Source organism: Planctomyces sp. SH-PL14 (assembly GCF_001610835.1).
GTDB lineage: Bacteria > Planctomycetota > Planctomycetia > Planctomycetales > Planctomycetaceae > Planctomyces_A.
Window position 1 is genome coordinate 3161264 of record NZ_CP011270.1, and the last position, 25359, is coordinate 3186622.

Below are 25359 nucleotides of genomic sequence, written 5' to 3' on the forward strand. Positions count from 1 at the left end.
ACCTGGGTCCCGCTCATGCGACCGCGGGCTTGGGGAGTCCCGGTCCTGTCGGCGGCGGAGACCCGGGCGGCGGGGAGGTCGCCACCGGACTCGGCCGGCGGCGGAGCCACCATGGGACCAGGAACGCCAGGAGCCCCAGGATCGTGACCGCTCCCCCGGCTTTCATGAGGGAGATCGCGGCGGGGGCATAGCTGCCGGCCAGCGCGTCGTAGTGGAAGCAGAAGAGCAGCACCTGATCGAGCGTCGTCCCGATCTTTCCGGCCGCCGCTTCGACGAGCGAGAGCCGGACCGTCTGCGGATCGAAGCGGACGCCGTACAGGTATCGCGACAGCCGCCCGTCCGGCGTGGCGATCGTGAACAGGGCGGCGTGAGCGTACTCGCGGCGCTCGGGGATGTAGCGGTATTCGAACCCGACCGCTTCGGCGAGCTGCCGGATCTCGTCCTCGCGGCCGGTCAAGAAGTGCCAGCCGTCGCCGTTTCCACGGCCGAAGGCCCGGAGGTAGTTCTGCTTCGCCAGCCGCGCCTGGACCGGGGTTTCGAGCGGGTCGATGCTGACCGAGACGATCTGGTAGTCGCGGCCCGGCTCCAGCGGGACGCGGGCCAGGGCGTCGACCATTCCGTTCAGCTGCAGCCCGCACAGCATGGGGCAGCTGGCGTAGTTCAGCGACAGGACGACCGGCCGCTGGCCGTCGAAGATCTGACTCAGGCGGACCGGTTTGCCCCGGTCGTCGCGGAAGTTCAGGTTCAGGGGGAGCGCCGTGTTGAGATGCTCCGTGACCTTCACGCCATCGAGCTGCTGTACGGGGCGCACGACCTGCCCCAGCGCCGGCGCCGCGGTCAGAGACCACAGCCCGGCGATCGCCAGCACGCTCGACAGGAGGAGGCCGGACCTCACTGGGCGGCGTTCCCTTCCGACTTGGACTGCTGTTCCGTCACGACGAGCTTCATCGCTTCCGTGACCGGGATGCTGACGACTCCCTTGGCGGAATCGACCCAGCCGTAGGCGGCGAGGCGGTTCTGCTGCTGGGTGAGAGCATCAGAGGTGAGGGTGTCGGCAATCGCGACTTCCTTCTTCTGGACCTCGGCCTTGTCGGCGGCAAAGAAGACCGCCTGGGCCGAGAGGATCGCGACGAAGGTCAGGATCGCGGCGACGAACCCGATCACGACGATCCGCGGCGTATCGATCGTGTCGTACCGCTCGAACTGATCGGCGGGAGACAGCGGAGCCTTGACCTGGGCGCCCGCGGTCTGCGGGGCGACGGTGGCGGTAACGGTTTTCGGTTCCAGCGTTGCAGCGGACATCGACTTACCTCACGCGTTGTGAAAGGCCAGGGATTCGGACAGCCGCGGGTCGCGCACGGCCACGAGCGCCTTGGACGAAGCCGTCCGGAAAAAGGCGGCCAGGAACAGGCTGGAGAGTCCCGCCAGGAGCAGGAGGTCCAGCACGCCCGGCCACGGACGGAGACTGAATTGGGGAAGGACGTTCCAGTACAGGTCGAGCCAGTGCATGGCGAGCAGCCAGCAGGCCCAGAAGACGAGTGACGGAATGCTCCGCCGCGAGCGGCGGGACATCAGGCCCAGGAACGGGATGAACAGGTGCCCGAACAGGAGCGTCAGGCTCAGCCACTGCCAGCCGTTCTGCTGCCGCAGGATGAGCCAGCCGGTCTCTTCCGGGATGTTCGCGTACCAGATCAGGACGTACTGCGAGAACGCGATGTAGCCCCAGAAGAAGTTGAAGCCGAACAGCAGCTTGCCGAGATCGTGGAAGTGATCGATCGTCATCTCGCTGCCGATGACGCCGCGGCGCTTCAGCCAGACGCAGAGCAGGATCATCGTCGCCAGCCCGCCGACGACCGAGGCGGCGAAGTAGTAGATGCCGTAGATCGCGCTGAACCAGTGCGGCGCGACGGACATCATGAAGTCGAAGGCGAAGAAGTTGACCGTTCCGGCGAAGAGCAGCGTGCCGATCGGCGCGACCGCCTGCATCCGGCTCGTCAGCGCGGGATCGCCCGACTCATCCTGCTCCCGCGAGCGGGCCAGGAAGAAGCGGCTGAAGAGCGCCCAGACGCCGAAGTAGAGCACCGCCCGGATCGTGAAGAAGGTCGGGTTGAGCCAGGCCCGCTTGTGGCGGATCAGGGCATCGGTCTCGACAAGGTGCGGGTCGTTCCACTCGTAGAGCGAGTGACTCCCGAAGAGGAGCGGCAGGACGATCGGCAGGGCCAGGATCGAGACGAGGCCGATCGAGGCGGCCATGATCTCGGCGATCCGGCCGAGGACGACGCTCCATCCCGCGCGGGCGAGGTGCTGGATCAGGATGAAGAACAGGCCGCCGACCGAGAGGCTGACGACGAACAGGAACGCGACGAGGTAGCTCGCCTGGAACCGCTGCCAGCCGCCGCCGGTCTTTTCCTGGAGGAACGTGTCCCAGTGCGGGGGGAGTTCCTTGCTGAACAGCTCGTGCGCCAGCTTGTTGATGTCGGCGATCGGCCGGCCGTCATAGGACTCCGGCGCGGTCCCTTCCTTGTCCGCCAGGAGCTGGACGACGCCGACGAGGGCCGGCGGCGCGTGCTGGAGGTCGAAGGTCTGGTCGATCCGGGCGGTGCCGCCCGTCAGGGCCGCGACGACGAGGGCCAGGCCCAGGCAGACGAGACCGACAACGGCGGCGGTGCGGGCGTAGGCCGTCCCCTGGCCGCGAAGCGTGCGGTCGCGGCTGAGGTCGAACGGCGGAGAGGAGTGATGACCGGCCATGAATTCCGAAGGGAAATGACGGTGAGTGACTTACTTGCGGTTGTTGAGGATCGTCGCCTCGTCCGCCGGAACATCCTTGAGCGTTGCCTTCTGGCTCCGCTGGAGGGCCCGGACGTAGAGGACGATGGACCACCGGTCGTCCGGCGTGATCTGGGCGGCGTATCCGGCCATCTTGCGGCGGCCGTTGGTGATCGTGTCGAACAGTTTTCCGACCGGCTGGGCGGCGACGACGTCGGTCGTGAGGTTCGTCGGCGGGAGCCAGGTCGGCTCCTGCAGTTCGCCGGCCCGCTGGGCAACGAGACCGTCCCCCTGGCCGACGAGACCGTGGCACGGAGCGCAGTAGATGTTGAACCGCGACTGGCCGCGGAGCATCCGGGCCTCGGTCACTTCGACCGGGAAGTCCGTGACGTAGTCCGGTTCCGGCGGCGGGGCGTTGGGATCCGCGGGAGCGGCCGGGGCCGCAGCAGCCGCCGCGTTTCCGCCGTCCTTCGGCAGGTAGCCGCGGTAGAGGGCGTCGTTGTCATGGAGATCGCCGACCGCGACGGTCCCGGCGACCTGCGGCCGCATCGCCCGGCCGTCCGCAAAGTACGGCGAGCGGTGCTGCGGACCGGGACGGTCGTTCTGGGAGTCCATGTCCGAGAAGAAGTCGATCCGCGGCGCCTCGGAGGTCGTGTTCCGAGCCCAGGCGATCAGGGCCGGCGGAATGAGAGCCAGGGCAAGCAGGATCGCGATCCCGCCGCGGACGACGCCCGGGAGGCGGTTCGAGGAGACCGACGGCGGGACCTCGTCGATCCGGACCGCGCCGGCCCGGCGGAAGAGCTCCACCACGTTCGTCCCGGCGAAGCGGGGATCGTCGGCCGCGATGTACAGGAAGAACCGGTCGTCGGTCGCCCGGCGGAACCGGTCGACTTCGAGGAGCGGGTTCGAATGCTTCGGGAGGCCATTGAGGCCGAGCATTCCCAGGAACGTCGCGAAGGCGCTCGTCAGGACAATGACTTCGAACGTGACCGGGATGTTGGCCGGGAGGCTGAAGATCGGCTTGCCGCTGATGAGGAACGGGTAGTCGACCGCGTTCATCCACCACTGCATCAGGAGTCCGCCGCAGCCGCCTAGGAGGCCGACGGTCAGGACGATCCAGGGGAGCCGCGTCGGGCGGATGCCGAGGGCGGCATCGATGCCGTGGATCGGGAACGGGCTGAAGGCGTCGATCCGCGTGAAGCCTTCCACGCGGATGATGTTCGCGGCGCGGACCAGTTCATGCGGCCCGGTGAACTCCGCGAGGACGCCGACGACCGGGCCCGAGCCATCTCCGGCTCCCCCCCGCTGATCGGCATTTCGTTCCAACGTTCCCGCAGCCACTCAATCACCTGCCACAAACAACCGTGGAATGTTTTCGCTCTGTCTCAAGTGCACTCGATCGCGATCAGTGAGCCGCAGCGGGAGAGCTCCCCGCTGTTCCCGCCGTCCCGTGGCCGTGATGGGCCCCGTGGTGGTGATCGTGGGTATCCGCCGGAGCCGGCATGACCCCCTTGACTTCGGAGATCGCGACGATCGGGAGGTACCGGCAGAACAGGAGGAACAGGGTGAAGAACAGCCCGAAGCTCCCGGCGAACATGCAGATGTCGACCCACGTCGGCGAGTAGTAACCCCAGCTCGACGGGAGGAAGTCGCGGCTGAGCGAAGTGACGATGATCACGAACCGCTCGAACCACATCCCGATGTTGACGAAGATGCAGATCAGGACCATCAGCCAGGGGCTGGTCCGGATCTTCTTGCTCCAGAAGAACTGCGGAGCGATGACGTTGCAGCTGACCATCGTCCAGTACGCCCAGGCGTAGGGACCGAAGGCCCGGTTCATGAACGTGAAGCCTTCGTACGGGTTGCCGCCGTACCAGGCGATGAAGAACTCGATCCCGTAGGCGAAGCCGACCATGCAGCCGGTCGCCAGGATCACCTTGCACATGTTCTCGAGGTGCCGCAGCGTCACGAAGTCCTTCAGGCCGAACCATTCGCGGGCCGGGACCATCAGCGTGATCACCATCGCGAAGCCGCTGAACACGGCCCCGGCGACGAAGTACGGCGGGAAGATCGTGGCGTGCCAGCCGGGGAGCTGGGCGGTCGCGAAGTCGAAACTCACGACCGTGTGGACCGAGAGCACCAGCGGCGTCGCGAGAGCCGCGAGGAGGACGTAGGCCTTCTCATAGCGGTGCCAGTGGCGGGCCGAGCCGGTCCAGCCAAGGGCCAGGAGGCCGTAGATGAACTGCTTGGTCTTGCTCTTGGTCTTGTCGCGGAAGGTCGCCAGGTCGGGAATCAGTCCCATGTACCAGAACAGGAGCGACACGGTGGCGTAGGTGCTGACCGCGAACACGTCCCACAGGAGCGGGCTGCGGAAATTGGGCCACATGTCGAGGCGGCTCGACGGCAGCGGGAAGAGCCAGTAGGCGAACCAGACGCGTCCGACGTGCACCGCCGGGAAGATCCCCGCACAGCAGACGGCGAAAATCGTCATCGCTTCGGCAAAGCGGTTGATGCTCGTCCGCCAGTTCTGGCGGAAGAGGAACAGGATCGCCGAGATCAGCGTTCCGGCGTGGCCGATGCCGACCCAGAACACGAAGTTCACGATGTCCCACGCCCAGAAGACCGGGCTGTTGTTCCCCCACACCCCGACCCCGCGATAGATCAGGTAGGCGATGCACGAGAACAGGAGCAGCGTGAACGAGCTCGAGATCGCGAACGCGATGTACCACGCCAGCGGAGTCTTGTGCTCGGCGATCCCCACGACCGTGTCGGTCACGGAGTGGTAGTCGTGATCCCCCGTCACCAGGGGAGCCCGGCGGGTCGGATCTTCAAACGTCGTATCGACGGGAGCTGTCAGCATCGATGCCATTAGACGTGAGCCTCCTGACCGCAGCGGTGGTCCTGGAGGACAGGGAGGGCGGCGGGGGCGGCGGCATGCGCGGGACCGGCGTGGCCGTGGTCATGGTCGTCATGACGGGCCGCGAGCCACGGATGCGGATTGCGGATGCGGGCGAGGTACTTCGTCCGCGGCTTGACGTTCAGCTCGGCGAGCATGGCGTAGGCCCGCGAGTCGGCGTGGGCCTTGGCGACGTTGCTCTCCGGGTTGTTCAGGTCGCCGAAGACGATCGCCTGGGCCGGGCAGACCTGCTGGCAGGCGGTCTGGATCTCGTTGGCCCCGATGGCGCGGCGTTCGTTCCGGGCGTCGATCTTGACGTTCTGAATCCGCTGCACGCAGTAGGTGCACTTCTCCATCACACCGCGGGTCCGGACGGTGACTTCCGGATTCAGGACGAGGTGCGTCAGCTCGTCGTTCGTCCCCGCCAGTTCGCCGCGGTAGTCCAGGAAGTTGAACCGGCGGACCTTGTAGGGGCAGTTGTTTCCGCAGTACCGCGTGCCGATGCAGCGGTTGTAGACCATGTCGTTCAGCCCCTCGTCGCTGTGGACAGTCGCCGCGACCGGGCAGACCTGTTCGCAGGGGGCGTTCTCGCAGTGGTGGCAGGTGACCGGCTGCGTCATGACGGTCGGCTGCTCGGTGTCGCCGGCGAAGTAGCGATCGACCCGCAGCCAGTGCATCTCGCGGTTCGTCCGGACCTGCTCGGCCCCGACGACCGGGACGTTGTTCTCGGCCTGGCAGGCGATGACGCAGGCGTTGCAGCCGGTACAGCGGTTCAGGTCGATCGCCATCCCCCACGCCTGCCCGTCGTAGGAGTGCTCGGTCCAGGGGCTTTCGAGCGGCGGATGGTGGACCTTGTGCTCGGCGAAGTCCGGATGGTGGATGAAGTCGTCGAGCGTCGCTTCGCGGATCAGGTCGCCGACGCGGCCGTGGATCCCTTCGAGGCCGATCTTGTCGATCGCGTAGTGGTCCTGCGTGGCGGCCAGCTTTTCCTGACGGCCCGTCGCCGTGACCTTGAGGCCGCCAGCGAAGTTCCGACCCGCGGCGGTCCGCAGCGGGCCGACATGGACACCGACCGTCGCGACGTCGTGATGAATGTCTCCACCGACCAGTCCGCAGTCGGTCCGGCCGTAGCCGAGAGCGACCGAGACCGAGCCGGTCGCCTGACCGGGGAGGATGTAGGCCGGGAGCTCGATGCTCTTGCCGCCGAGTTCCAGGCGGACGACATCGTGGTCTTTGACGCCGAGGGCCGAGGCGGTCTTGGGGCTCAGGACGGCGGCGTTCCCCCAGGTGAGCTTCGTCAGCGGATGGGGGAGTTCCTGGAGCCAGGCGTTGTTGGCGAACCGGCCGTCGTAGGCGCTCGACGACGAGGTGAAGACGAGCTCCAGTTCCCCGTTCTTGATCTCGGCCGGAGCCTTCCAGGCGTCAGTCGCCGCGGGGGCGTCGAAGCCCTTGAGCTCGGGGGTGACGCGGGAAGCTTCGCTCCCCTTCAGGAAGCCGTCGTGAACGACGCGGTTCCATTCCCGGTCCGCTTCGAGCCGCGGTTCAAGGGTATTGGCGGTCTGGCGGACGATCGCGAGCGAGTCGGCGGTCGAACCGAGCAGATTCGAGAGAAACTCACCGGCGCTGCGGGTTTCGAACAGCGGCGCGATGAGGGGCTGGCCGAGGCCATAGGTCCCGTCGACGAGCCGGCAGTCGCTCCACGCTTCGAGCGCGTGCGAGAGCGGGATCCCCCAGCCGCAGAGAGCGGTCGTCTCGTTCGGCCACGTCGTGGCGTGCACGAGAGTCGCGACCTTCTTGAGCGATTCGACGAAGGGGACGTCGGCCGGGGCGTCGTAGGCGGGGTTGCCGCCGAGAACGATCAGCGTCTGGCACTTGCCCGCGTTGGCCGCGGCCACGAAGTCCGCCAGCGTCCCGATACCGGCGTTGTCCGCCTCGCGAGTGAACCAGACGGTCTTGCCGATGTTCGCAAGCTGCGAGTTGATCCGGTGGGCCAGGGCGTGGACCGCGGCCGGCTGGTTCGGGCCGACGGCGACGAGCGAGTGCTCCGGATGCTTTCGGAGATCGTCGACGAGGGCCCCGAAGACCTGCTCGGCATACGGGGCGGTCTCGGGAGGAGCGGCGGTCGCTTCTCCCTTGAGGGCGGCCTCGACACTCGCCAGGAAGCCGGCAATGTCGCCGCTCCGGAGGGCCAGCCGATGGTCGGCCCCCATGCCGGTCTGGGTGAATTCACACTCGACGGCGTACAGCCGGCTCATCCGGCCCGCTTCCGGGGTCCGGCTCTGGGCAAACTGCCGGGCGAGACGGAGACCATCGGGATGGCCGCCGACCAAGTCGCAGTCGACCGTCAGGATGATCCGGGCGTCGCCGAGCTCATACTGCGGACGGAGGCGTTCGCCAAAGGCGAGTGCGGCCCCTTCGGTGACGCTCGCGGCGTCGACCGAGGCGTACTCGAACCACCGCAGCTCCGGGAAGCGGCTCTGGAGCTCGCTCCGCAGGCGGGCGATCGTCGGCGAGCTCGTCGGCTGGGCGAGGATACAGAGCCCTGCCCCCTTGGTCTCGCCCCAGGTCTTCGTCGCCTTCTCAAAGAAGGCGTCGGTCTCGGTCCAGGTGCGGGTGACGCTCTCGCGGCCGACCTGCTCCGTCGGGGTTCGCAGGCGGTCGGGATCGTAGAGTTCGAGGACGGTTCCCTGGGCGTAAGCCGTGCTGGCGCCGCCGGAGGAGACGTGTTCGGCGTTGCCGTCGAGCTTGATCGGACGGCCGTCGTAGCTCGTCGCCCGCAGGGCCTGCGGGACGCCGGCGATCTCGAACGTCGTGTTGAACCACTTCGGCTTGCCCGGAGTCCGGTTCGCCGGCCGGGTCGCGAAGGGAGCGAGGGTTTCCTCTTCGAAGCGGCAGCCCGTGGCACCGCTCAGGACGAGCGAGGCCCCCATGAGCTGCAGCCAGCGGCGCCGCGAGACCCCCTTCGGGAACTCGCTGGCGGCTCGGGGAAATTCGCGGTGCATCAGTTCGGTGAACTCCGGAGAGTTCTCGAGTTCCGAAAGGCTGCGATACCAGGTCTTGGAAGGCATTCGGTTGGGACGGCGAACGAGGCTGTGCGGGCGGGACTTGGGCGAATCGCGGGAGAGTCGATCGACCGGCGGGGCCGGGACCGGCTCAGCGATGGCAGGTCGAACAGTTGGTCTTGGGATGGACTCCCAGGGCCGCCTTGATCTCCTGGCCGACCTTGGTCGCGGAGGTCTCGGGAACCCAGGCAAGGTCCGTCACCTTGTCGAGCGGGCGAAGGTGGGGCTCGGGGTTGCGATGACAGTCGAGGCAGAAGGTCATCGAGAGAGTCTTGTCCTGCCGGACGATGTCCATCCGGTCGACCCGTCCGTGGCACGAGACGCAGCCGACGCCGCGGTTCACGTGGGCGCTGTGGTCGAAATACACGTAGTCCGGAAGGTCATGGACCTTCTTCCAGGGGATCGAATCCTGGGTGGCGATGCTCTGCCGCAGGACCGCCAGCAGCGGGCTTTCGCTCCGCACGGACGCGTACGGGACGTTCCCCTTGGCGTCGGCTCCCGAGTGGCAGTTGCCGCAGGTGGCCGAGGGGGGAATCGAAGCGAAGGCAGCCTTGTCGACCGTGTTGTGGCAATACCGGCAGTCGAGCTTCAGGCGTCCGGCGTGCAGCTTGTGGCTGAACGGGATCGGCTGTTTTGGCTCATGGCCGACGTACAGCGTCTCCGGCGCCGTGGCGGCGAAGACGATGGCGCCCAGGTAGGCTCCGCCCGCCAGCAGGCCAGGAATGGCCAGCATCACGAGACGGTTTGTCCAACGGGGAAAAGTAAAACGCATCAGCCAGACTCGGGTGACACCGCAAAATGCGACGCTCAAAGGGGAACGACACAACGCGGGTCATGGAGTGCGACATCCCCCGGTTCTTAGTCTTGTGAGCGTGCGAACGGTCGTTGTTTTCGGAGAAATCTAGTTAGGGCCTCCAGCCCAGTCGCTGCGTCAAAACGTCACAGCGGACCGCGGCTGATATCAGCCGATTCGGATATCGAGGGTCCGCCGAGCCGCTTACGGAGCCCGCTTCTTCAGCTTCCGCTGCAGCGTTCGCCGCGGAATATCCAGCAGTTTGGCGGCCTGGCTGATGTTGCCTCCGCACTCATCGAGGATCCGCTGAATGTGGTTCCACTCGGCCTCCGCGAGCGACGGAGCCTGCAGCTCATCTTCCTCAATAGTGAGATCGGACTCCGGCGATGCGTCGAAAGCCGCGAGGATTTCGGTCGCATCCGCCGGTTTCGTCACGTAGTTCACCGCCCCCGCACGGATGGCCGCGATCGCGTTGGCGATGCTGCCGAAGCCCGTCAGGACGACGACGCGGGTTGTTGCACACTGTTCGCGCAGGCGTGTCAACAATTCCAGCCCGTTCATGCCGGGCATCTTGAGGTCGATGATCGCCATATCGGGACAGGCGGAGGCGGCTATCGCCAGCGCGGCGTCCCCATCAGCGGCGGTCATCACCTGATAGCCACGAGCCTCGATGGCTCGTCCCAGTCGCGTCCGAAGCACCTCATCGTCATCCACGATGAGACACGACTTAGCCTCCACCGCCATCATCAACGTTGAACTTCCACGATTAAATAATTCAGTGCGGCGTCCGGGATGCGCTCCCGAAACCGGCTGAGACCGTCCTTCGGCTCAGCCGATCAGCAACTTGAGCGCCAGACAGTCGATTATGACGTCCTCAGAAGAGGCCGCCCCCTCTTCCCATTTCTGACTTCGGCGGATTCCCACTCGGGGGAAACTCGAACGGGAGCTGGATCGAAACGGTCGTCCCCTCTCCACGACGGGAGGAGAACGCGATCGTTCCCCCCAGCCGTTCGATGACGTTGCGAGCGAGGTAGACCCCCAGTCCCATCCCCTTCCCCGGCTCCTTGGTCGTGAAGAAGGGTTCTCCGATGCGTCGCAGTGTCTCAGGGTCGATCCCCTGTCCGGAGTCGTGGATCGTCATCGACATCTGTCCCCCGGAGGCCGTGACCTGACACGAGACGCCCTCCGGCCCGCCGCTGGCGTCGACCGCGTTCTTCACGATCCCGCGGATCGCCTGGGACAGCCCGTGCAGCGGGGCGCGGACGGGGATCGATTCGATCCTGGGGTCCATGGTAACGGTGACCGGGGCCCGGGGATCGACGCCGTCCACGCACTCCCGGACGAGATCGCCGACGGTGGTGGTCATCAGCGACTCGCCGATCACGAGGCCGGCGTCGCTCGACATGCGGTCGAGGATCTCGCGGCAGCGTTTCAGCTCGGAGCGGATCGTCGAGACATCCTGGACCGTCTGATCCGTCACCTTCCCCGAGACGACTTCCCGCTCGACTTCCTTGGTGATGATCGCGATCGTCGACAGCGGCGAGGAGAGCTCATGCGCCGCGCCGGCCGCCAGCGTTCCGAGCGATTCCAGCCGTTCGCTGCGGGCGCGGGCCTGGGCGAGTTCCCGGACGCGATCTTCGAGGTGGGCCACCTGTCCGCGGATCCGCGTAATGAAGAGGACGATCACGCTCCCGCAGGCGGCGTAGGCGACGAGCGATCCGAGCCGGACGAGGTCGACTCCCAGCCAGGTGATGTCCGATAGGGCCGAAGGGAAGTGGAGCCCCCGCAGCGGCCGGAACCAGACGTTGAGGAACGCCACGCAGCCGACGGCGAAGAGGGTGAGTCCCCACACCCAGCTCCGCGGGAGGAGGACCGCGGCGAGGACGATGTTGACGAAGTAGAAGAGGCTGAAGGGGTTGGCCATCCCTCCCGTGAGGTAGAGCAGCCCGGTCAGGGCCACGAGATCGCAGAGCATCGACAGACCGACGGCGTGCTGCCACGGGTGGAACACCGGGTCGCGCAGCCGCGGGGGCCACGAGCGGTAGGCAATCATCAGGAAGGCGTTGAGGGCCGCGGTGCCGCCGATCACCGCCAGGAGCGGTCCCAGGGGGAGCTCGACCCCCATTACGAAGTGGACCATCAGGATGGTGAGGAGCTGTCCGACAACCGCCACCCACCGCAGTGCGACGACGCCCCGCACATTGATTGCGATCCGTTCGTCAATATCATCATCGGTTGGCGCGCGAAGACCGCGGCCAGTGGACGGAAAGAGATGGGTGTCGTCCCAGTTCGGCATCGTCGATCGGTCTCCGTCGCGCCCGTCTTCCGAGTGAGGTCAGTTTTGTTCGAGGAACGTGCAGAACAAGGAGAGGGGTTTTCGCTGGTGCGAAAGCCCGGTCTACGGCTTGAACGGCGCGGTCTCACGCTGCTGCTGGGGGGCGTGCTGCTGCTCCCCATTCTGGCGGTTTCGATTATCTCGGCCACCCTGCCGACGGCGCATGATCATCCGCTGAATGTGGCGACGCGGCTGGTCAATCCGGGGGCGGCGGATGCGGCCGTGGTCGTTCACAACGGGGAGGCGGTGGAGCTAGCGAGTTTGCGGGTCGAGCTGAACGGCGCTTACTTCCACTTGCCGAAGGGGCGGCTGGCGCCGGGGACGGACCTGGAGTTGCCGCTCGACTGGTTTGCGAAGAAGACGGGGAACACGTTCGATCCGCGGGAGACGCCGGTGCGGGCGATTGATATTTCGGCGAGGCTGCCGGGGAATCGCCGTGCGGTTTACCGGGAGACGGTGGGACACGCAGTGAAGGAAGAGGCCCCAGCCGAGGGCGACAGATCATAGCCGGGTCCAGGGGCACCCTGGTGGGGAGTGCAGAGGGGCAAGGCCCCTTTGCCCGCCGGAGGCTGTCTCGCCGGAAGATGTCTGAAGGAGATCGTGTCCAAGCGCGGACACCGTGTCGGATGCCCCCCCACCAACCCGCGGGGATTCCAAGGCGAGCGGTGAGTCCTCAACGCCGGTGCCACAAAGGGGACATCCGTTGTGTCCCACGGTTCCTCATGGAAGTGCCTCCGGCGGCAAGGGGTTGCCCCCTTGACCCCGGCTGCCGTCGCACGATGGGTTTGAGCGAGCAACGTCGTGCCGGCAAGGACGGCGTCAGACCAGTTCGCTGATGACCTGCCCCTCTTGAAGAATCGGCATCGGCCGGCCACTGTAGTCGTTGAACGACCACTCCGGATTGATCCCCAAGTGCCGGTACACCGTCGCCCACAAATCATTCGGCGTCAGCGGACGATCCTTCGGGACTTCTCCCTTCGCCGTCGTCGAACCGATCACCTGACCCATCTTCATTCCCCCCCCCGAAACGATCAGCGACATCGAGTTCGGCCAGTGGTCCCGCCCGGGCTGTGACACACCGGTCTGGGTTCCAATGCTGTTCTCGATCCGCGGCGTCCGCCCGAACTCGCCCGTCACGACGAGCAGCACCTTCTTATCGAGACCGCGGGAGTAGATGTCCTCAATCAGCGCCGTCACGGCCTTGTCATACAGAGGGAAACGCACGAGAGCGTCATCCCAGATGTGGCAGTTCACCGCGTGCGAGTCCCAGTTGTACGTCCCCTGCTTGAGGAACTCGATCCCCGACTGGTAGGGGTTCTCAAAGACGATCGTGACGTAACTGCACCCCGCCTCAACAAGCCGCCGCGCGACGAGAGCCCGATGTCCCCAGGCGTGGCGTCCATATCGCTCGCGGAGCGAGTCGGGCTCCTTCGAAAGGTCGAAGGCATCCCGCATCCGGGAGGTCGTGATCATCTCGATCGCCCGGCGGTTGAAGTCGTCCATCGCCTCCATCATGCCGGAGGCGTCGACCGAGCGGCGGACCTTGTCGAAGCCCTTCTGGAGCAGGAGCCGGTCGTTCATCCGGTCCGCGACGGAGTTGTCGAGCGAAACGTTCGTCAGCTTGAAGTTCGCGCTTCCCGGATCGCCCGGAATGGCGTGGGGGACATAGGACGGTCCGAGGTAGGCGGATCCGAAGGCGAAGACGTCGACGCCGTCCCGTCCTCCGTCGGTCATCGAGACGTGGTTCGGGATTCCGTTCCGGCGTCCTTCACGGCACTTGGAGACGATGGAGGCGGCGGCGGGGTTGTCGTTGACGGTATCGACGGGCGACTTTGGGATGCGGCCGGTGAGAAACCGTTTGTGTCCGCCGCCGTGGTCGGCGAAGGTGTGGGCGATTGAGCGGATGACGGTGTACTTGTCCGCGCACTTGGCGTGCAGCGGCATGAGCTCGCAGACGTCGAGGCCGGGGACGTTGGTCGGGATGGGGGTGAAGGCGCCGCGGTATTCGGCCGGGGCGTTCGGCTTCATGTCGTACATGTCGAGGTGCGGGGGGCCGCCCGGCAGCCAGACGAAGATCACCGAGGTGTCGAGTCCCGCGTCGAGTCCGCCGCTGACGCCGGCCTCGGCCTTGAGGCGCATGACGTCGGCCATCGAGAGTCCGCCGACGCCGAGTGCGCCCATACGGAGGAAGGAGCGGCGGGAGAGAGGTCCGGGGCATCGGTGTTCCGCGCGGCGCGCAGCGGAACCGTGAGCATCTGACGAGCGGCGGGCCATAGCAGTTCATCCCGAGGCAGGATGTCGCGGTCGGCGACAGCGTGAAAGCAGGTGGGTCATCCTACCGGGAATATCATCGACAGATCAACCGACTCTTATCAATAGAATCCATGCCGGCATGTTCATTCGAACACCGCCATAGCGGGGGTCCAGGGGGTACCCCTGGTGGGGAGTGCAGAGGGGCAACGCCCCTTTGCCCGCCGGAGGCCTGGCCGTCGGGAGATGTCTGAAGGAGTGCGCGTCCAAGCGCGGCCAACGTGCCGTATGCCCCTCACAAACCCGCGGGGATCGCAAAGCGAGCGTCGAGTCCTCACCGCCGGTTACGGGAGACATTCCAGGAACCACTGCGGGTGTGAGAAGTCGGGAAACAACAGATCCGCGTAGCACTCCCGCAACTCCTTGCACGTATACATCCCTGTCCCCACCGCCACCGTCCGGGCCCCGATCGACTTGCCGCAACGGACATCGGACGGCGTATCGCCAATGACCCACACATCATGCGGCTCCACCTGCCGCCCCAGATGCCGGTGCGACGCCTCATACGCCATCCGCGCCACATCGTTCCGGTCGAAGTGATTGTCCCCGAACCCCCCGTACTGGAAATACCGGTCGATCTCGAAGTGCCGCAGCTTCAGCCAGGCCCCCTCTTCAAAGTTCCCAGTCAGCAGCCCCAGACTCACATCCGGCCGCGCCGCCAGCAGTTCCAGCAGTTCCCGGACCCCCGGCAACACCGCCCCGTCGAGCTCCGCCAGCGCCTGCGGCAGCCGCTGGAAGTAGCCGCTGACAAAGGCGTTCCACCGCGCCTCGTCCGCGTCGAGCCCCACGAACTGGAACAGGTCCGTCATGATCGCCCGGTCGGTCCGCCCCGCGGCCGGGATGTCGCACGGCTGATGCGCAAGACCAAACGTCTCGGCAATCGCCCGCTCCATCGCCACCTGCCCCGCCCCGCCCGACAACAGCAGCGTTCCATCGATATCGAACAGAATCACGTGTCTCATGGGGGGCAGGATAGCTGGGAGGACGTTGGAGAGGGATAGCTTGGGGGGAGGAGGGACTGGGGTCTAGAGTCTAGGGACCAACGACGAGCAGGGTGACTCTCCTTCCCTGGTCCCTAGACTCTCGACCCCAGACCCGCTTCCCCCCGTCTGGAGCCCGGCCACCCCACCGGCTATCTTGAAACCTCTTCCCGCCTCCGGAGATTTTCCATGCCTCGCTCCTCCCGCCGACGGTTCCTCCAGACTTCTTCCGCCCTCGTCGGAGCCGGCACGCTGCTCGGCCCGGTCTGGCCCGTCGGGGCCCAGGAGAAGGCGGCCGGTGAAAAATCGCCGAACGGCCGCTGGCGGATCGGCTGCATCGGAATGCGGTATCAGGGGAGCGTCATCACCCGCGAGGCGCTGCCGTTCGGCGATGTCGTGGCGATCGCCGACGTCGACCGCCACGTCCGCGAACAGGCCCGGGCCAGCTTCGGCAGCACGGCGGTGATCTACGAGAACTACGTCGACATGCTGGCCCGCAAGGACCTCGACGTCATCCTGATCGGCGCGCCGGACCACTGGCACGCCAAGATGGCGATCGACGCCTGCCGCTCCGGCCGGGATGTCTACGTCGAAAAGCCGGTGACGCTCACGATCGCCGAAGGCCAGACCCTCGGGAAGATCGTCCAGGAGACGAAGCGGGTCCTGCAGGTCGGCTCATGGCAGCGAAGCGATCAGCGGTTCCGCCTCGCCGCCGAGATGATCCGCGCCGGCCGGCTGGGCGACGTCAAGAAGGCGACGGTCAACCTCGGCAAGAACCGCAAGGGAGGCCCGTTCGAGAACATGCCCGCCCCGGGCAACCTCAACTGGAACCTGTGGCTCGGCCAGGCCCCGGAAGTCCCGTATTGCCCCGAGCGGTGCCACTACACGTTCCGCTTCTGGTACGAGTACGCCGGCGGTGAAATGACCGACACCGGCGCGCACCACTTTGACATCGCGCTGTGGGCCCTCGGTCTCGACCGCACCGGCCCCGTCGAGATCATCCCCACGGGCAAGCTCCCCAGCGTCCAGAACGGCTTCAACGTCGCCACGGACTTCGCGGTGAAGTTCAAGTTCGCCAACGGCGTCGAGATCGACGTCCTGGACGAAGGGCGGAACGGAATCCTCTTCGAAGGCTCCGCCGGCCGGATCTTCGTCAACCGCGGCCTCATCGAAGGGGTCCCCGTGCAGGAGCTGGCGACGAAACCCCTCCGCCGCGAGGACTATCAGGTGTACAAGCACGACAACCTCGACCGCCCGGAGCTGTCTGGCAAGATCGACGCCATCAAGAACCACATGGCCAGCTTCGCCGACGCGATCCGCGGCCGGCACGAAACGATCTCGGACATCACCAGCCAGCACCGCTCGGCGAGCGCCTGCCACCTCGGCAACATCGCCCTCCGCCTCGGCCGCCCGCTCCGCTGGAACCCGGAATCGGAACGCTTCGTCGGTGACGCCGAAGCGGACAGCTTCATTCAGCGCGAGCAGCGGAAGGGGTTCGAGGTCGCGTGAGACCGCGATTTCTTTCGACTTTCTGTTCGAGGGTTCGGGCCGCTCCGTCGTAGAGAGGTCGAGGCGGCCCTGCCGGGGCCGCGCGCTGTCCGACCGAGCCCGCCCATGCCCAGCCGGCCTCCAGACTGGTTCCCGCCGCAACCTCCGCGGCCGGTTGGTGGTCCTTGCTGCGCGGGGATCCGGACGGGTCTGGTACTCTTGTGCGTGGTGACGTTGGCCGCCAACTCCGCCTCTGCTGCCGAGCCGACGTTCGCTGGGAGGATCGGCCTCGAAGTCGGGCCCGACACAACGCTGTTCGAAGGCCCGCTCGACCGGGATGGAGTTCCGATCTACCTCGACGCGGTCAACGAAGAGCTCAGCCGCGGCGTGGGACGGGACGAGAATTTCTGGCCCCTCTGCTGGGAGGCGGCCGGAAACTGGAAACCCGTTCCGGAAACCGTTGCTGAGGAGGTCGCCCGTCGATTGGCGATCTCGATCGACCCGCGACCGCGGCTCCGAGGGATCGCCGATGTGAACGATCCGCAACGAGCTCAGGGGCAGAAGCTGCTCGACGTCGAATGGCTGGCCATGCGTGAGAACTGGTCACGGGAGGACCTCCCCGATGCCGCACGGTGGCTCGACGCGAACGCAACGGTCCTGGAGCAGATCGCGGTCGCGGCCCACCGCCCGAAGGCCTATTCCCCCTTCGTCGAAGACAAGACCGGGGAAGGCCTGGAGGGGGCCTGGCTTCCCCACGTGCAGGGAGTGCGAAAGCTGGTGCTCCCGTTCCTGGCCCGCGTCCGGCTCCGGCTGGGGGAGAACAGAGCGGACGACGCCTGGCAGGATCTCCTGACGAGCTACCGGATCGCCCGGCACATCGAGTCCGGTCGCACCTTCATCGAGAAGCTGATCGCCGCCTCCCTCCGCGTCGATATTCACAACGTCGCGACCGCATGGCTCTCGGACTCGGAAGCCAGCTCCGAAGAGCTGAAGGCGAGATGGGAGGAGTTGAGCCCGCTGCTCGGCGGACGCTCCGTTGCGCTGGCCATACCGATGGAGAAGGCTCGCTACGCGGCGCTTGTTCTCTCGCTGGCACGCGGCCAGACCACCCTGGACGTCGCCTCCGGCGCAAACCCCTTGCCGCCGATCTCCCCATCCAACTGGACCGATCTGCTCAGCGAACGACGAGTCGCAGGGGGACTGAGCGACGGCGTGCTTCGCCTGGCCCTGACCCGCGGAGACATCAATGCAACTCTTCGCCACGGCCACCACCTCTACGACGACTGTGAGAAGGCGATGCGCCTTTCCGATCGACGCGATCGGCTGGCTGCGATTCAAACAGTGCAACAGCAGCTCCAGGCGGGGAGCGAGGACGACCGCCTGCGGAAGCTTTTCGTCCGGTCTCTGACATCCTCCCCTGACGAAGTCGCTTCGCTGTCGGCCAGGATCCTGGTTTCCCTGCTGCTCCCTCTCGCCCAGTGCGAGGAGTCCCAGACTCGCGATGAGGCGCGGACCGCAACGTTGAAAGCGGCGTTCCAATGGAAGAGCGGCTGGCGGAAGACCGGCGCGCCGGCTCTGTCCTGGGAGGAACTGACCGGCGATGCGGCGCTCTTCGGCGATCCGTTCACGGGCGAGCCGCTTCAACTGGAGCGGAACGAACGGGGCATGGTCATCTGGAGCCTCGGCGCCAACGGCCGGGATGACGGTGGACTCACCTATGGCGAGGGGCCGGACACGGACGATCTGCGCGTGATTCTGGCGATGCCCTGACACGGCGACCGTCACGGCCTCCGCCCCCTCCGGATCGGTTCCAGCCGTGGTGGTTCTTGCGGGCCTCTTATCGCAACAACAGCAGTGATCCGACGACAATCAGCGTCGTTCCGGCGACGACCCGCGCGGTGAGAGGCTCCTTGAGGAACAGCGCCGCGAGAATCACCACCAGAGCCACGCTGAGCTTGTCGACCGGCGCCACGCGCGAGGCGGGGGCGAGCTGCAGGGCCCGGAAGTAGCAGAGCCACGAGAGCCCCGTGGCGAGTCCGGACAGGACGAGGAACAGGAGCGTCCGGGGCGAGAGGCCAGCGCTCGACCACTCCCCGCGGGCGGTCACGAGCCCGCCAGCGAAGGCGAGGATCACCGCGGTACGGATCAGCGTCGCGAGGTTGGAGCTGATCCCCGCGACGCCAACCTTGGCCAGGATCGCCGTCAGCGCGGCGAAGAAGGCGGAGCCGAGCGCGAACCAGGGCCAGGCGAGTGTCGGGAACATCAAAGCTCCGGTTGGACGGATCGGGGGAAAGTCGGCTTACTGAGGCGTCCATTGTCTCAGTCGCCAGACCGTTGCCGCCACCCGGCGGCGTCCTCGCCGTCGAGGCGCAGCGTGAGACACTTGGCACTCCCGCCTGCTTTCAGGAACTCGTCCAGCTCCGTCGCGACCGGCTCGAAGCCTTCCCGCTTCAGGGCCGCGTGCAGCATCGGACAGCCGGTGTTGGTCACGACCGTGGAGCCGATGACCACGGCGTTACAGGCGAAGCGGGCCGCTTCGGCGGCGTTGACCTCGATCAGGTTCGGGATCTGCGCCCGGAGCGCGCGGAGGGCGTAGTCGTCGAAGGCGGCCGGATAGTAGATCGCGCTTCCCGGCCGGAGGGGACAGAAGCAGGTATCGAGGTGATAGAACTGCGGGTTGACGAGTTCGACCGGCAGGACCGGAATCCCCAGGCGGCCGGCAATCCACTGGTGACCGCGGGCGTCGCTCCGGATCCGGTAGCCTGCCACGAGGGTCTCGCCGCAGAAGAGCGCGTCCCCGGCCCCTTCGAAGGCGAACTCCTCCGGGACTTCCTCGAGGTGGAATCCATGGGCCGTGAGCCAGCGGGCGACGTGCGGCGTCTCGCCCCGCCGCTGCTCCGGGCGGAACCGGGCGAGAATGGCCCGGTTTCGATAGATGAGGGCCGCATTCGCCGTGAAGACGAGGTCCGGGAGTCCTTCGACCGGCGGAAGGAGCTCGATCGTCGCTCCGGCCCCTTCCAGGGCTCCCCGCAGGTCCTCCCATTGCTGGACGGCGAGGGCCCGGTCGCTCTGGCGGGAGCGGCTCATCCAGGGATTGATTTCGTATTCAATCCCGTAGTAGTCCGGCGGACACATCAGGATGGTGGGCATGGGAACGTGGGGGGAGAAGTATCAGGTATCAGGTGCCAAGTATCAGGGTGCATTCGCTGGAATTGCGTTCTTGCCGGAACGACTCCCATAGCTCAAACCCAACGTGCGACGGCAGCCTGGGGTCAAGGGGGCCACGCCCCCTTGCCGCCGGAGGCACTTCGATGAGGAACCGTGGGACACAACGGGCGCCCCTTTTGTGGAACCGGCGTTGAGGACTCACCGCTCGCTTTGCAGTTCCCGCGGGTTGGTGAGGGGCATACGGTACGTGTCCGCGTTTGGACACGCTCTCCTTCAGCCATCTCTCGACGGCCAAGCCTCCGGCGGGCAAGGGGCATTCTGCCCCCTGCACCCCCTGACCAGGGTGCCCCTGGACCCGGTATCTGGCGACAGTCGTTGGACGGTTCGTTTCCTTTATCCACTCTCATGAGCGTAGTCCGCTTCCAGGGCATCCACTTCACTCACCAGGACGCGGAGGAAAGGCTCGACATCCGTCACCAGACCCACCGTCTGGAACGAGCCCCGGTCGTTGAGCTTGATCACCGTCGACGGATTGATGTCGACACAGACCACCTTGACCCACGCCGGCAACAGATTGCCGACCGCGATCGAATGGAGCGTCGTGGCAATCATCAGGCAGAAATCGACTCCGCCCTGCCCGTTCCGGCCGCCGCGGATTTCATCCCGCATACGCTCCTGGGACGCGAGAGCGTCCGTGACGACATCCGGAAGCGGGCCATCGTCCCGAATGCTCCCGCACAGCACGTAGCGGACGCCGTGCTGAACACACTCATACATGATCCCGGAGCGGATGATCCCCAGATCGACCGCGCGGGCGATGCTCCCGGCACGGCGGACCGTGTTGATCGCCCGCAGGTGATGCTCGTGCCCCGCCTCGACCGAAGTCCCCCGGCCGAGATGGACACCAAGGCTCGTCCCGTAGATCGACTGCTCGATGTCGTGCGTCGCAAGGGCATTCCCCGCGAACAGGACCTGGATGTAGCCGCGGCGGATCAGCTCGCACAGGTACGGACCGCTGCCGGTGTGGACGATCCCCGGTCCGCCGACGAGCAGGACCCGCCCCCCTTTGGCGCGGATCCGGTGCAGGTCGGCGGCGATCTGCCGGACCGTCACCCCCTTGGGCTTCTCGGTCGAGACCGCCGACGACATGAACCCGAACGATTCCCCTTCGCCCGGCCGGTCGATCGGAACGACTTTCACTCCGCGATGGCCGACGACGAACTTCTGTCCGATCCGGACGTCGGACATCGCCACACAGCGGGCGGTCCCCCGCTCGGAATCGACGCAGATCCCGCAATCCATCTCCTGGTCGGCGACGGTGATCCAGTGCCCGCCCAGCCGGACCTGCGTGTGCTGGTTCGTCGAGCTGTAGAAGTTCTCCGGGAACGCACCGGCGATGTCCGCTTCCGCCAGCTCGCAGTCGCGGGCGTGGACCGGCACCGCGCCGTGATCGGCAATCTGGGCCAGGATCTTCCCGAGCAGCTCCTCCGACGCCGCCTCGACGGCGATGACGACGGAACTGGGATCGCTCCGCGTCTGACCGACGTGAATCTTGTCGATCCGGTACGACCCGCCGAACTCCGTAATCAAGTCCAGCACCTTCGGCAGCAGCAGGCTGTCGATAATGTGTCCCTTGAGCTCGACCGGCTCGACGAACGGATGCGCCTGTTTTGACATGACACGGTCTCCGGCAAAAGACAACGCGTGACGCCCGAAGGAATTGTTCGCGGGAGACGGCGGCGAGGGAAGCCGGGGCGCGAGAGACGACCCGGGAGGGCGACGCTCCTGCGGAGCCGCGAACGTCAGACTGGCATTCCTGGGAAGGAGACAAACCGCCCACGGCTCAGTCGTCCTCCGGCCGATTTGAGAAAGGACCGCTCGGCAACGCGCATGGCTCAGCAGGAGCTTCGCCCTCCCGAGAGCCCGCCTCCTTCCACGACGGCCACCATTCCCGTTCCGCTCAGGCGCCCCGCGAGCGTCTCGGCTTCCTCACGACTTCCACAAACCGCAAAGCAACTGGTTCCACTGCCGGACATCAGCAGGCCCCCCGGGTGACAGGCGCGAAGTCGGTCGAGGGTCGCCTGGATCTCGGGGCTGAGTTGTCGGGCCGGGGCTTCGAGCGAGTTCCAGAGAACGCGCGGCAAGCCTGAGAAATCCGAGTCGTTGATGGCGTCGATCACCTGGTCGCAGTCCAGTGGACTCGTCGTCCCCGTGCGGGCCCACTCCTGGAAAACATCGCGGGTCGAAAGCCCCCCCGCCGGTTTGACGAGCACGAGCCACATCGGCTGAGTCAGCGGCCGGGGCTCGATCCGCTCGCCCCGTCCGCGGCAGATGGCGAGGTCCGGCGATTCGAGAAAGAAGTTGACGTCACTCCCGAGCCGCGCGGCGAGTTCGTGCAGCCGCTGCGTCGAAAGCCCGGCGTTCCACAACCGGTTCAGCGCGACGAGCGTAGCGGCAGCGTCGCTCGATCCTCCGCCGAGTCCCGCTTGCATCGGGATCCGCTTGAGGAGCCCGATCCTCGCCCCGGCTGACACGTTGGCTTCGGTCTGGATCAGCCGCGCCGCTTTCACGACGAGGTTGTCGTCGCCGCTCGACAGGACCGGCGCGTCCGTGGTCGGTGAGCCGCTGAGCGCCGACAGGTCGCAGCTGAGTTCAATGTCGCGCCGGTCGAGGATCTCGAAGGTGAGGGTGTCGAACAGACTGACCGCCAGCATCACGGTTTCGAGATCGTGATACCCATCCGGACGCTTTCTGAGGACGTTGAGGAACAGGTTGACCTTGGCCGGCGTGTGGACGGTCAGGCCCGTTGGTGAAGATTCGATCAACATCCGAGTCGGTCTCGCACATCCTGGAGGTGGTGCGCCGCGGGCAGGCGAGCTATCACTGCCCCCTGCTCCATCACCGACGCGCGCCAACGGTAGAGGATTTTCGACGATGTTTTCCACTTTCGGTCCCGGGGCCCGACCTCTTCTTCGGGCAACACTCCTCATCCTCGCGTTGACCTCGACCCTGCGTGGACAGGCGGCCGAGCCAGAGTCTCCTCCGCTCCCTCCCGCATCGATCCTCGAGCTGTCGATGCAGCCGCCAACGCTCATCACCGCGCCGGGGCTCGAATACTCCGACGAACAGCGAGACTATGGGATGACGATCGGGATCGACCGGACGCCGAAGGGGCGGCTCTGGGCGGCGTGGGTCGCCGGCGGGGACAGCGACAAGGGGTACTTCGTCCTCGCGACGAGCGATGACGACGGCCGAACGTGGTCGAAGCCGCGGCTCGTGATCGATCCCCCTGAGGCGCCGACGGGACTGCGGCGGCGGATTCTGGTGGGGAACCTCTGGTGCGATCCGCTGGGGCGGATGTGGCTCTTCTTCGATCAGTCGATGGGCTACTACGACGGCCGCGCGGGAGACTGGGCGATCGTCTGCGAGAACCCCGATGCCGACCAGCCGACCTGGTCCGCCCCCCGCCGCCTGTGGCATGGGGCGACGCTCAACAAGCCGACGGTCCTCAAGTCGGGCGAGTGGATGCTGCCGATTTCGCTCTGGCAGCGGAACAAGATCGGCCCGAAGGAACTCCGGTCCGCGAATCCGGAGCTCGATGAGCTGCGGATGGCGAACGTCTTCGTCTCGGCCGACCAGGGGGCGACCTGGGCGCGGCGGGGCGGAGCCGTCTTTCCCGATCACGACTTCGACGAGCACATGGTCGTCGAACGCCGCGACGGCAGCCTGTGGATGCTGGCCCGGACAACGAAGGGGATGGCCGAGAGCGTCTCGACCGATCAGGGGAAGACCTGGAGCGAGCCGCGGATGGCGTACCCGCACATCAACGCGCGGTTCTTCATTCGCCGTCTCGCCTCCGGCAAGCTGGTGATGGTCCGCCACGGCGCGATGGACGAGCGGACCAAGTCGCGGTCGCATCTCACCGCCTTCCTCTCCGATGATGACGGCAAGACGTGGCAGGGGGGCCTGGTTCTCGATGAGCGGAACGGCGTCTCGTATCCGGACGGCTTCCAGGCTCCGGATGGGCGGATCTACATCTCCTATGACCGTGAGCGGGCGAAAGAACGGGAGATCCTGCTGGCGGTCTTCACCGAGCAGGACATCCTGGAACGGAAGATTGTCGGGGCACAGTCGCGGCTGAAGGGACTCATCAGCAAGGCTCGCGGCAACCTGCCGGCTGCGGCCGCCACCGAACCTCCGGCGGCCCAGCCGATCCAGCTTCCGGCTCAGGCGGACACGACCGGGAGCAGCGACCAGTGGGCGGCCCGGGCCGCGGCGGATGCGAAGGAAGACCGCACGATATCGGCCTATGACGGGTTCACGCCCAACAAGCTCGTCTGCGACACCACGCTGCGGCAGATTCCGGATGGGTCGTTCGCCCTGTTCATGCTGGCGGGAGATGACATCGAGCCATCGCCGAAGAACTACACCGGCGTGACCCGCAGCACGGATGGCGGGCGGACGTGGTCGAAGCTGGAGCCGGTCGACATCGGCTTTCCGCGGGAGGGGAAGACAAGCGGCCAGGGACCGACCGAGCTGATGATCCGCGGACAGCGGGCAACGCTCTTCTTCTCGACGCACTCCGAGACGTGGGGCCGCGACTGGCGCTCCTGGTTCATCCACAGCGACGACAACGGCCGGACCTGGACCCGCCCCGAACCGGTCCCCGGGCGGCTCGCGAACTTCACGTTCATCCGCAACCACATCGTGACGCGCGACGGCCGGATTCTGATTCCGTTTCAGCACTACGTGGGGCCCGGACCCGATGTCCCCCCTCCGCCGGCGGAAGAGCGGCCGTGGCACGGGGCGCTCCGGCACTACGTCAGCAACCCGCGAAACGGTGTCCTCATCAGCAGCGATGGAGGCAAGACCTGGACGGAGCACGGCAACGTCCGCCTCACGACGGACGACCGCTATCACGGCTGGGCGGAGAACAACATCGCCGAGTTGGCGGACGGCCGGATCGCGATGATCATCCGCGGCGACCGGCTGGGGGGAGTGCTGTACTACGCGGAATCGAAGGACGGGGGACTGACCTGGCCGGAGTTCGCGGAGAAGACCGACATCCCGAACCCGGGCTCGAAGGCGACGCTGTATCCACTGGGGGGCGATACGGTGGCGATGCTTCACAACCCGAACCCGAAGCACCGCAGTCCGCTGGCGCTGTGGATCAGCTTCGATGGTCTCAAGACGTGGCCGTACCGGCGGGTCTTGGTTCCGGAGTCGAGCGATGGACCGAAGGGGCGGCTCAACTATCCGGATGGATTTGTCTCGGCGGACAAGCGGTGGCTGCACTTCGCGTATGACGACAACCGTCATCGGGCAGTGTACTACGGGGCGCGGTTGCCGGAGACGACCTCCAAAGACAAGTGAAGCCACAGCCTGGGTCAAGGGCGGAGTCCTTGCCGCCGGAGGCATTTTTGCCGCGGAACCGTGGGGCACAACGGACGTCCGCTTTGTAGAGTTGGCGTCGAGGCCCCCTTCAAAATACGCCGCTCGCTTTGCAATCCCCGCGGGTTGGTGAGGGGGCATCCGACACGGTGTCCGCACTTGGACACGGC

General features: G+C 66.4%; 19 protein-coding genes. 4 read left to right on the forward strand and 15 right to left on the reverse strand.

The annotated features are described in order from the left end of the window. Positions 1-13 precede the first annotated feature (13 nt). The 9 genes from VT03_RS12300 to VT03_RS12340 form a co-directional block, all read right to left on the reverse strand. Positions 14-895, reverse strand: coding sequence for an SCO family protein (locus VT03_RS12300; RefSeq protein ID WP_075093250.1), 882 nt, complete (start codon positions 893-895; stop codon positions 14-16). Further along, on the reverse strand, positions 892-1302 hold the full coding sequence (locus VT03_RS12305) for a hypothetical protein (RefSeq protein WP_075093251.1): 411 nt from the start codon (positions 1300-1302) through the stop codon (positions 892-894). The genes VT03_RS12300 and VT03_RS12305 overlap by 4 nt, the downstream gene beginning before the upstream one ends. A 9-nt stretch (positions 1303-1311) precedes the next feature. Further along, positions 1312-2748 (reverse strand): hypothetical protein, encoded by a 1437-nt coding sequence (locus VT03_RS12310; protein ID WP_075093252.1) that lies wholly within the window; start codon positions 2746-2748, stop codon positions 1312-1314. 30 nt (positions 2749-2778) lie between these two features. Further along, positions 2779-4092: a quinol:electron acceptor oxidoreductase subunit ActD gene (locus VT03_RS12315; RefSeq protein WP_075093253.1), complete on the reverse strand. Its 1314-nt coding sequence runs from the start codon at positions 4090-4092 to the stop codon at positions 2779-2781. Positions 4093-4171: 79 nt separating this feature from the next. Then, a complete protein-coding gene (gene nrfD, locus VT03_RS12320; RefSeq protein ID WP_082846158.1) occupies positions 4172-5635 on the reverse strand; it encodes an NrfD/PsrC family molybdoenzyme membrane anchor subunit in 1464 nt (487 codons plus the stop codon). Next, on the reverse strand, positions 5635-8730 hold the full coding sequence (locus VT03_RS12325) for a TAT-variant-translocated molybdopterin oxidoreductase (protein ID WP_075093254.1): 3096 nt from the start codon (positions 8728-8730) through the stop codon (positions 5635-5637). The genes nrfD and VT03_RS12325 overlap by 1 nt, the downstream gene beginning before the upstream one ends. A gap of 85 nt (positions 8731-8815) precedes the next feature. After that, positions 8816-9457 (reverse strand): cytochrome c3 family protein, encoded by a 642-nt coding sequence (locus tag VT03_RS12330; RefSeq protein WP_156514447.1) that lies wholly within the window; start codon positions 9455-9457, stop codon positions 8816-8818. 264 nt (positions 9458-9721) lie between these two features. After that, a complete protein-coding gene (locus tag VT03_RS12335) occupies positions 9722-10264 on the reverse strand; it encodes a response regulator transcription factor (RefSeq protein WP_156514448.1) in 543 nt (180 codons plus the stop codon). A gap of 127 nt (positions 10265-10391) precedes the next feature. Continuing rightward, positions 10392-11813: an ATP-binding protein gene (locus VT03_RS12340; RefSeq protein WP_082846159.1), complete on the reverse strand. Its 1422-nt coding sequence runs from the start codon at positions 11811-11813 to the stop codon at positions 10392-10394. 87 nt (positions 11814-11900) lie between these two features. Between VT03_RS12340 and VT03_RS12345 the strand changes: the two genes are divergently transcribed. Then, positions 11901-12359, forward strand: coding sequence for a hypothetical protein (locus tag VT03_RS12345; RefSeq protein WP_156514449.1), 459 nt, complete (start codon positions 11901-11903; stop codon positions 12357-12359). A gap of 312 nt (positions 12360-12671) precedes the next feature. Here VT03_RS12345 and VT03_RS12350 read toward each other — a convergent pair whose 3' ends face one another. Together VT03_RS12350 and VT03_RS12355 are read right to left on the reverse strand one after the other, a co-directional pair. Then, positions 12672-14003, reverse strand: a complete 1332-nt coding sequence (locus VT03_RS12350; RefSeq protein WP_231870649.1) for a DUF1501 domain-containing protein — start codon at positions 14001-14003, stop codon at positions 12672-12674. 443 nt (positions 14004-14446) lie between these two features. Further along, entirely contained in the window at positions 14447-15115 is a 669-nt protein-coding gene (locus VT03_RS12355; RefSeq protein ID WP_197489313.1) for an HAD family hydrolase, read from the reverse strand. A 216-nt stretch (positions 15116-15331) separates the two neighbouring features. Here VT03_RS12355 and VT03_RS12360 point away from each other — a divergent pair, with 216 nt between their 5' ends. Both VT03_RS12360 and VT03_RS12365 read left to right on the forward strand, forming a co-directional pair. Next, the gene (locus tag VT03_RS12360; RefSeq protein WP_075093258.1) at positions 15332-16651 is read left to right on the forward strand and encodes a Gfo/Idh/MocA family protein; all 1320 of its coding nucleotides are present in this window, start codon (positions 15332-15334) and stop codon (positions 16649-16651) included. A 213-nt stretch (positions 16652-16864) separates the two neighbouring features. Beyond that, positions 16865-18400, forward strand: coding sequence for a hypothetical protein (locus VT03_RS12365; protein ID WP_156514450.1), 1536 nt, complete (start codon positions 16865-16867; stop codon positions 18398-18400). 67 nt (positions 18401-18467) lie between these two features. Here VT03_RS12365 and VT03_RS12370 read toward each other — a convergent pair whose 3' ends face one another. The 4 genes from VT03_RS12370 to ispE form a co-directional block, all read right to left on the reverse strand. Beyond that, positions 18468-18893, reverse strand: coding sequence for an EamA family transporter (locus VT03_RS12370; RefSeq protein ID WP_075093260.1), 426 nt, complete (start codon positions 18891-18893; stop codon positions 18468-18470). A 56-nt stretch (positions 18894-18949) separates the two neighbouring features. Then, positions 18950-19780, reverse strand: a complete 831-nt coding sequence (locus VT03_RS12375) for a dimethylarginine dimethylaminohydrolase family protein (protein WP_075093261.1) — start codon at positions 19778-19780, stop codon at positions 18950-18952. A gap of 411 nt (positions 19781-20191) precedes the next feature. Next, positions 20192-21475: a TIGR00300 family protein gene (locus VT03_RS12380; protein ID WP_075093262.1), complete on the reverse strand. Its 1284-nt coding sequence runs from the start codon at positions 21473-21475 to the stop codon at positions 20192-20194. A gap of 218 nt (positions 21476-21693) precedes the next feature. After that, entirely contained in the window at positions 21694-22626 is a 933-nt protein-coding gene (gene ispE, locus VT03_RS12385; protein WP_075093263.1) for a 4-(cytidine 5'-diphospho)-2-C-methyl-D-erythritol kinase, read from the reverse strand. A 247-nt stretch (positions 22627-22873) separates the two neighbouring features. Here ispE and VT03_RS12390 point away from each other — a divergent pair, with 247 nt between their 5' ends. Then, complete coding sequence (locus VT03_RS12390) at positions 22874-25171, forward strand: sialidase family protein (protein WP_231870650.1); 2298 nt, start codon at positions 22874-22876, stop codon at positions 25169-25171. Positions 25172-25359: the final 188 nt, after the last annotated feature.

Bases quoted from the DNA above. Each gene is read 5' to 3' on its own strand.
- VT03_RS12305 (WP_075093251.1), bottom strand. From the start codon at position 1,302: ATGTCCGCTGCAACGCTGGAACCGAAAACCGTTACCGCCACCGTCGCC.
- VT03_RS12310 (WP_075093252.1), bottom strand. From the start codon at position 2,748: ATGGCCGGTCATCACTCCTCTCCGCCGTTCGACCTCAGCCGCGACCGC.
- nrfD (WP_082846158.1), bottom strand. From the start codon at position 5,635: ATGGCATCGATGCTGACAGCTCCCGTCGATACGACGTTTGAAGATCCG.
- VT03_RS12325 (WP_075093254.1), bottom strand. From the start codon at position 8,730: ATGCCTTCCAAGACCTGGTATCGCAGCCTTTCGGAACTCGAGAACTCT.
- VT03_RS12330 (WP_156514447.1), bottom strand. From the start codon at position 9,457: ATGCTGGCCATTCCTGGCCTGCTGGCGGGCGGAGCCTACCTGGGCGCC.
- VT03_RS12335 (WP_156514448.1), bottom strand. From the start codon at position 10,264: ATGATGGCGGTGGAGGCTAAGTCGTGTCTCATCGTGGATGACGATGAG.
- VT03_RS12340 (WP_082846159.1), bottom strand. From the start codon at position 11,813: ATGCCGAACTGGGACGACACCCATCTCTTTCCGTCCACTGGCCGCGGT.
- VT03_RS12350 (WP_231870649.1), bottom strand. From the start codon at position 14,003: ATGGCCGACGTCATGCGCCTCAAGGCCGAGGCCGGCGTCAGCGGCGGA.
- VT03_RS12360 (WP_075093258.1), top strand. From the start codon at position 15,332: ATGCCTCGCTCCTCCCGCCGACGGTTCCTCCAGACTTCTTCCGCCCTC.
- VT03_RS12370 (WP_075093260.1), bottom strand. From the start codon at position 18,893: ATGTTCCCGACACTCGCCTGGCCCTGGTTCGCGCTCGGCTCCGCCTTC.
- VT03_RS12375 (WP_075093261.1), bottom strand. From the start codon at position 19,780: ATGCCCACCATCCTGATGTGTCCGCCGGACTACTACGGGATTGAATAC.
- VT03_RS12380 (WP_075093262.1), bottom strand. From the start codon at position 21,475: ATGTCAAAACAGGCGCATCCGTTCGTCGAGCCGGTCGAGCTCAAGGGA.
- ispE (WP_075093263.1), bottom strand. From the start codon at position 22,626: ATGTTGATCGAATCTTCACCAACGGGCCTGACCGTCCACACGCCGGCC.
- VT03_RS12390 (WP_231870650.1), top strand. From the start codon at position 22,874: ATGCAGCCGCCAACGCTCATCACCGCGCCGGGGCTCGAATACTCCGAC.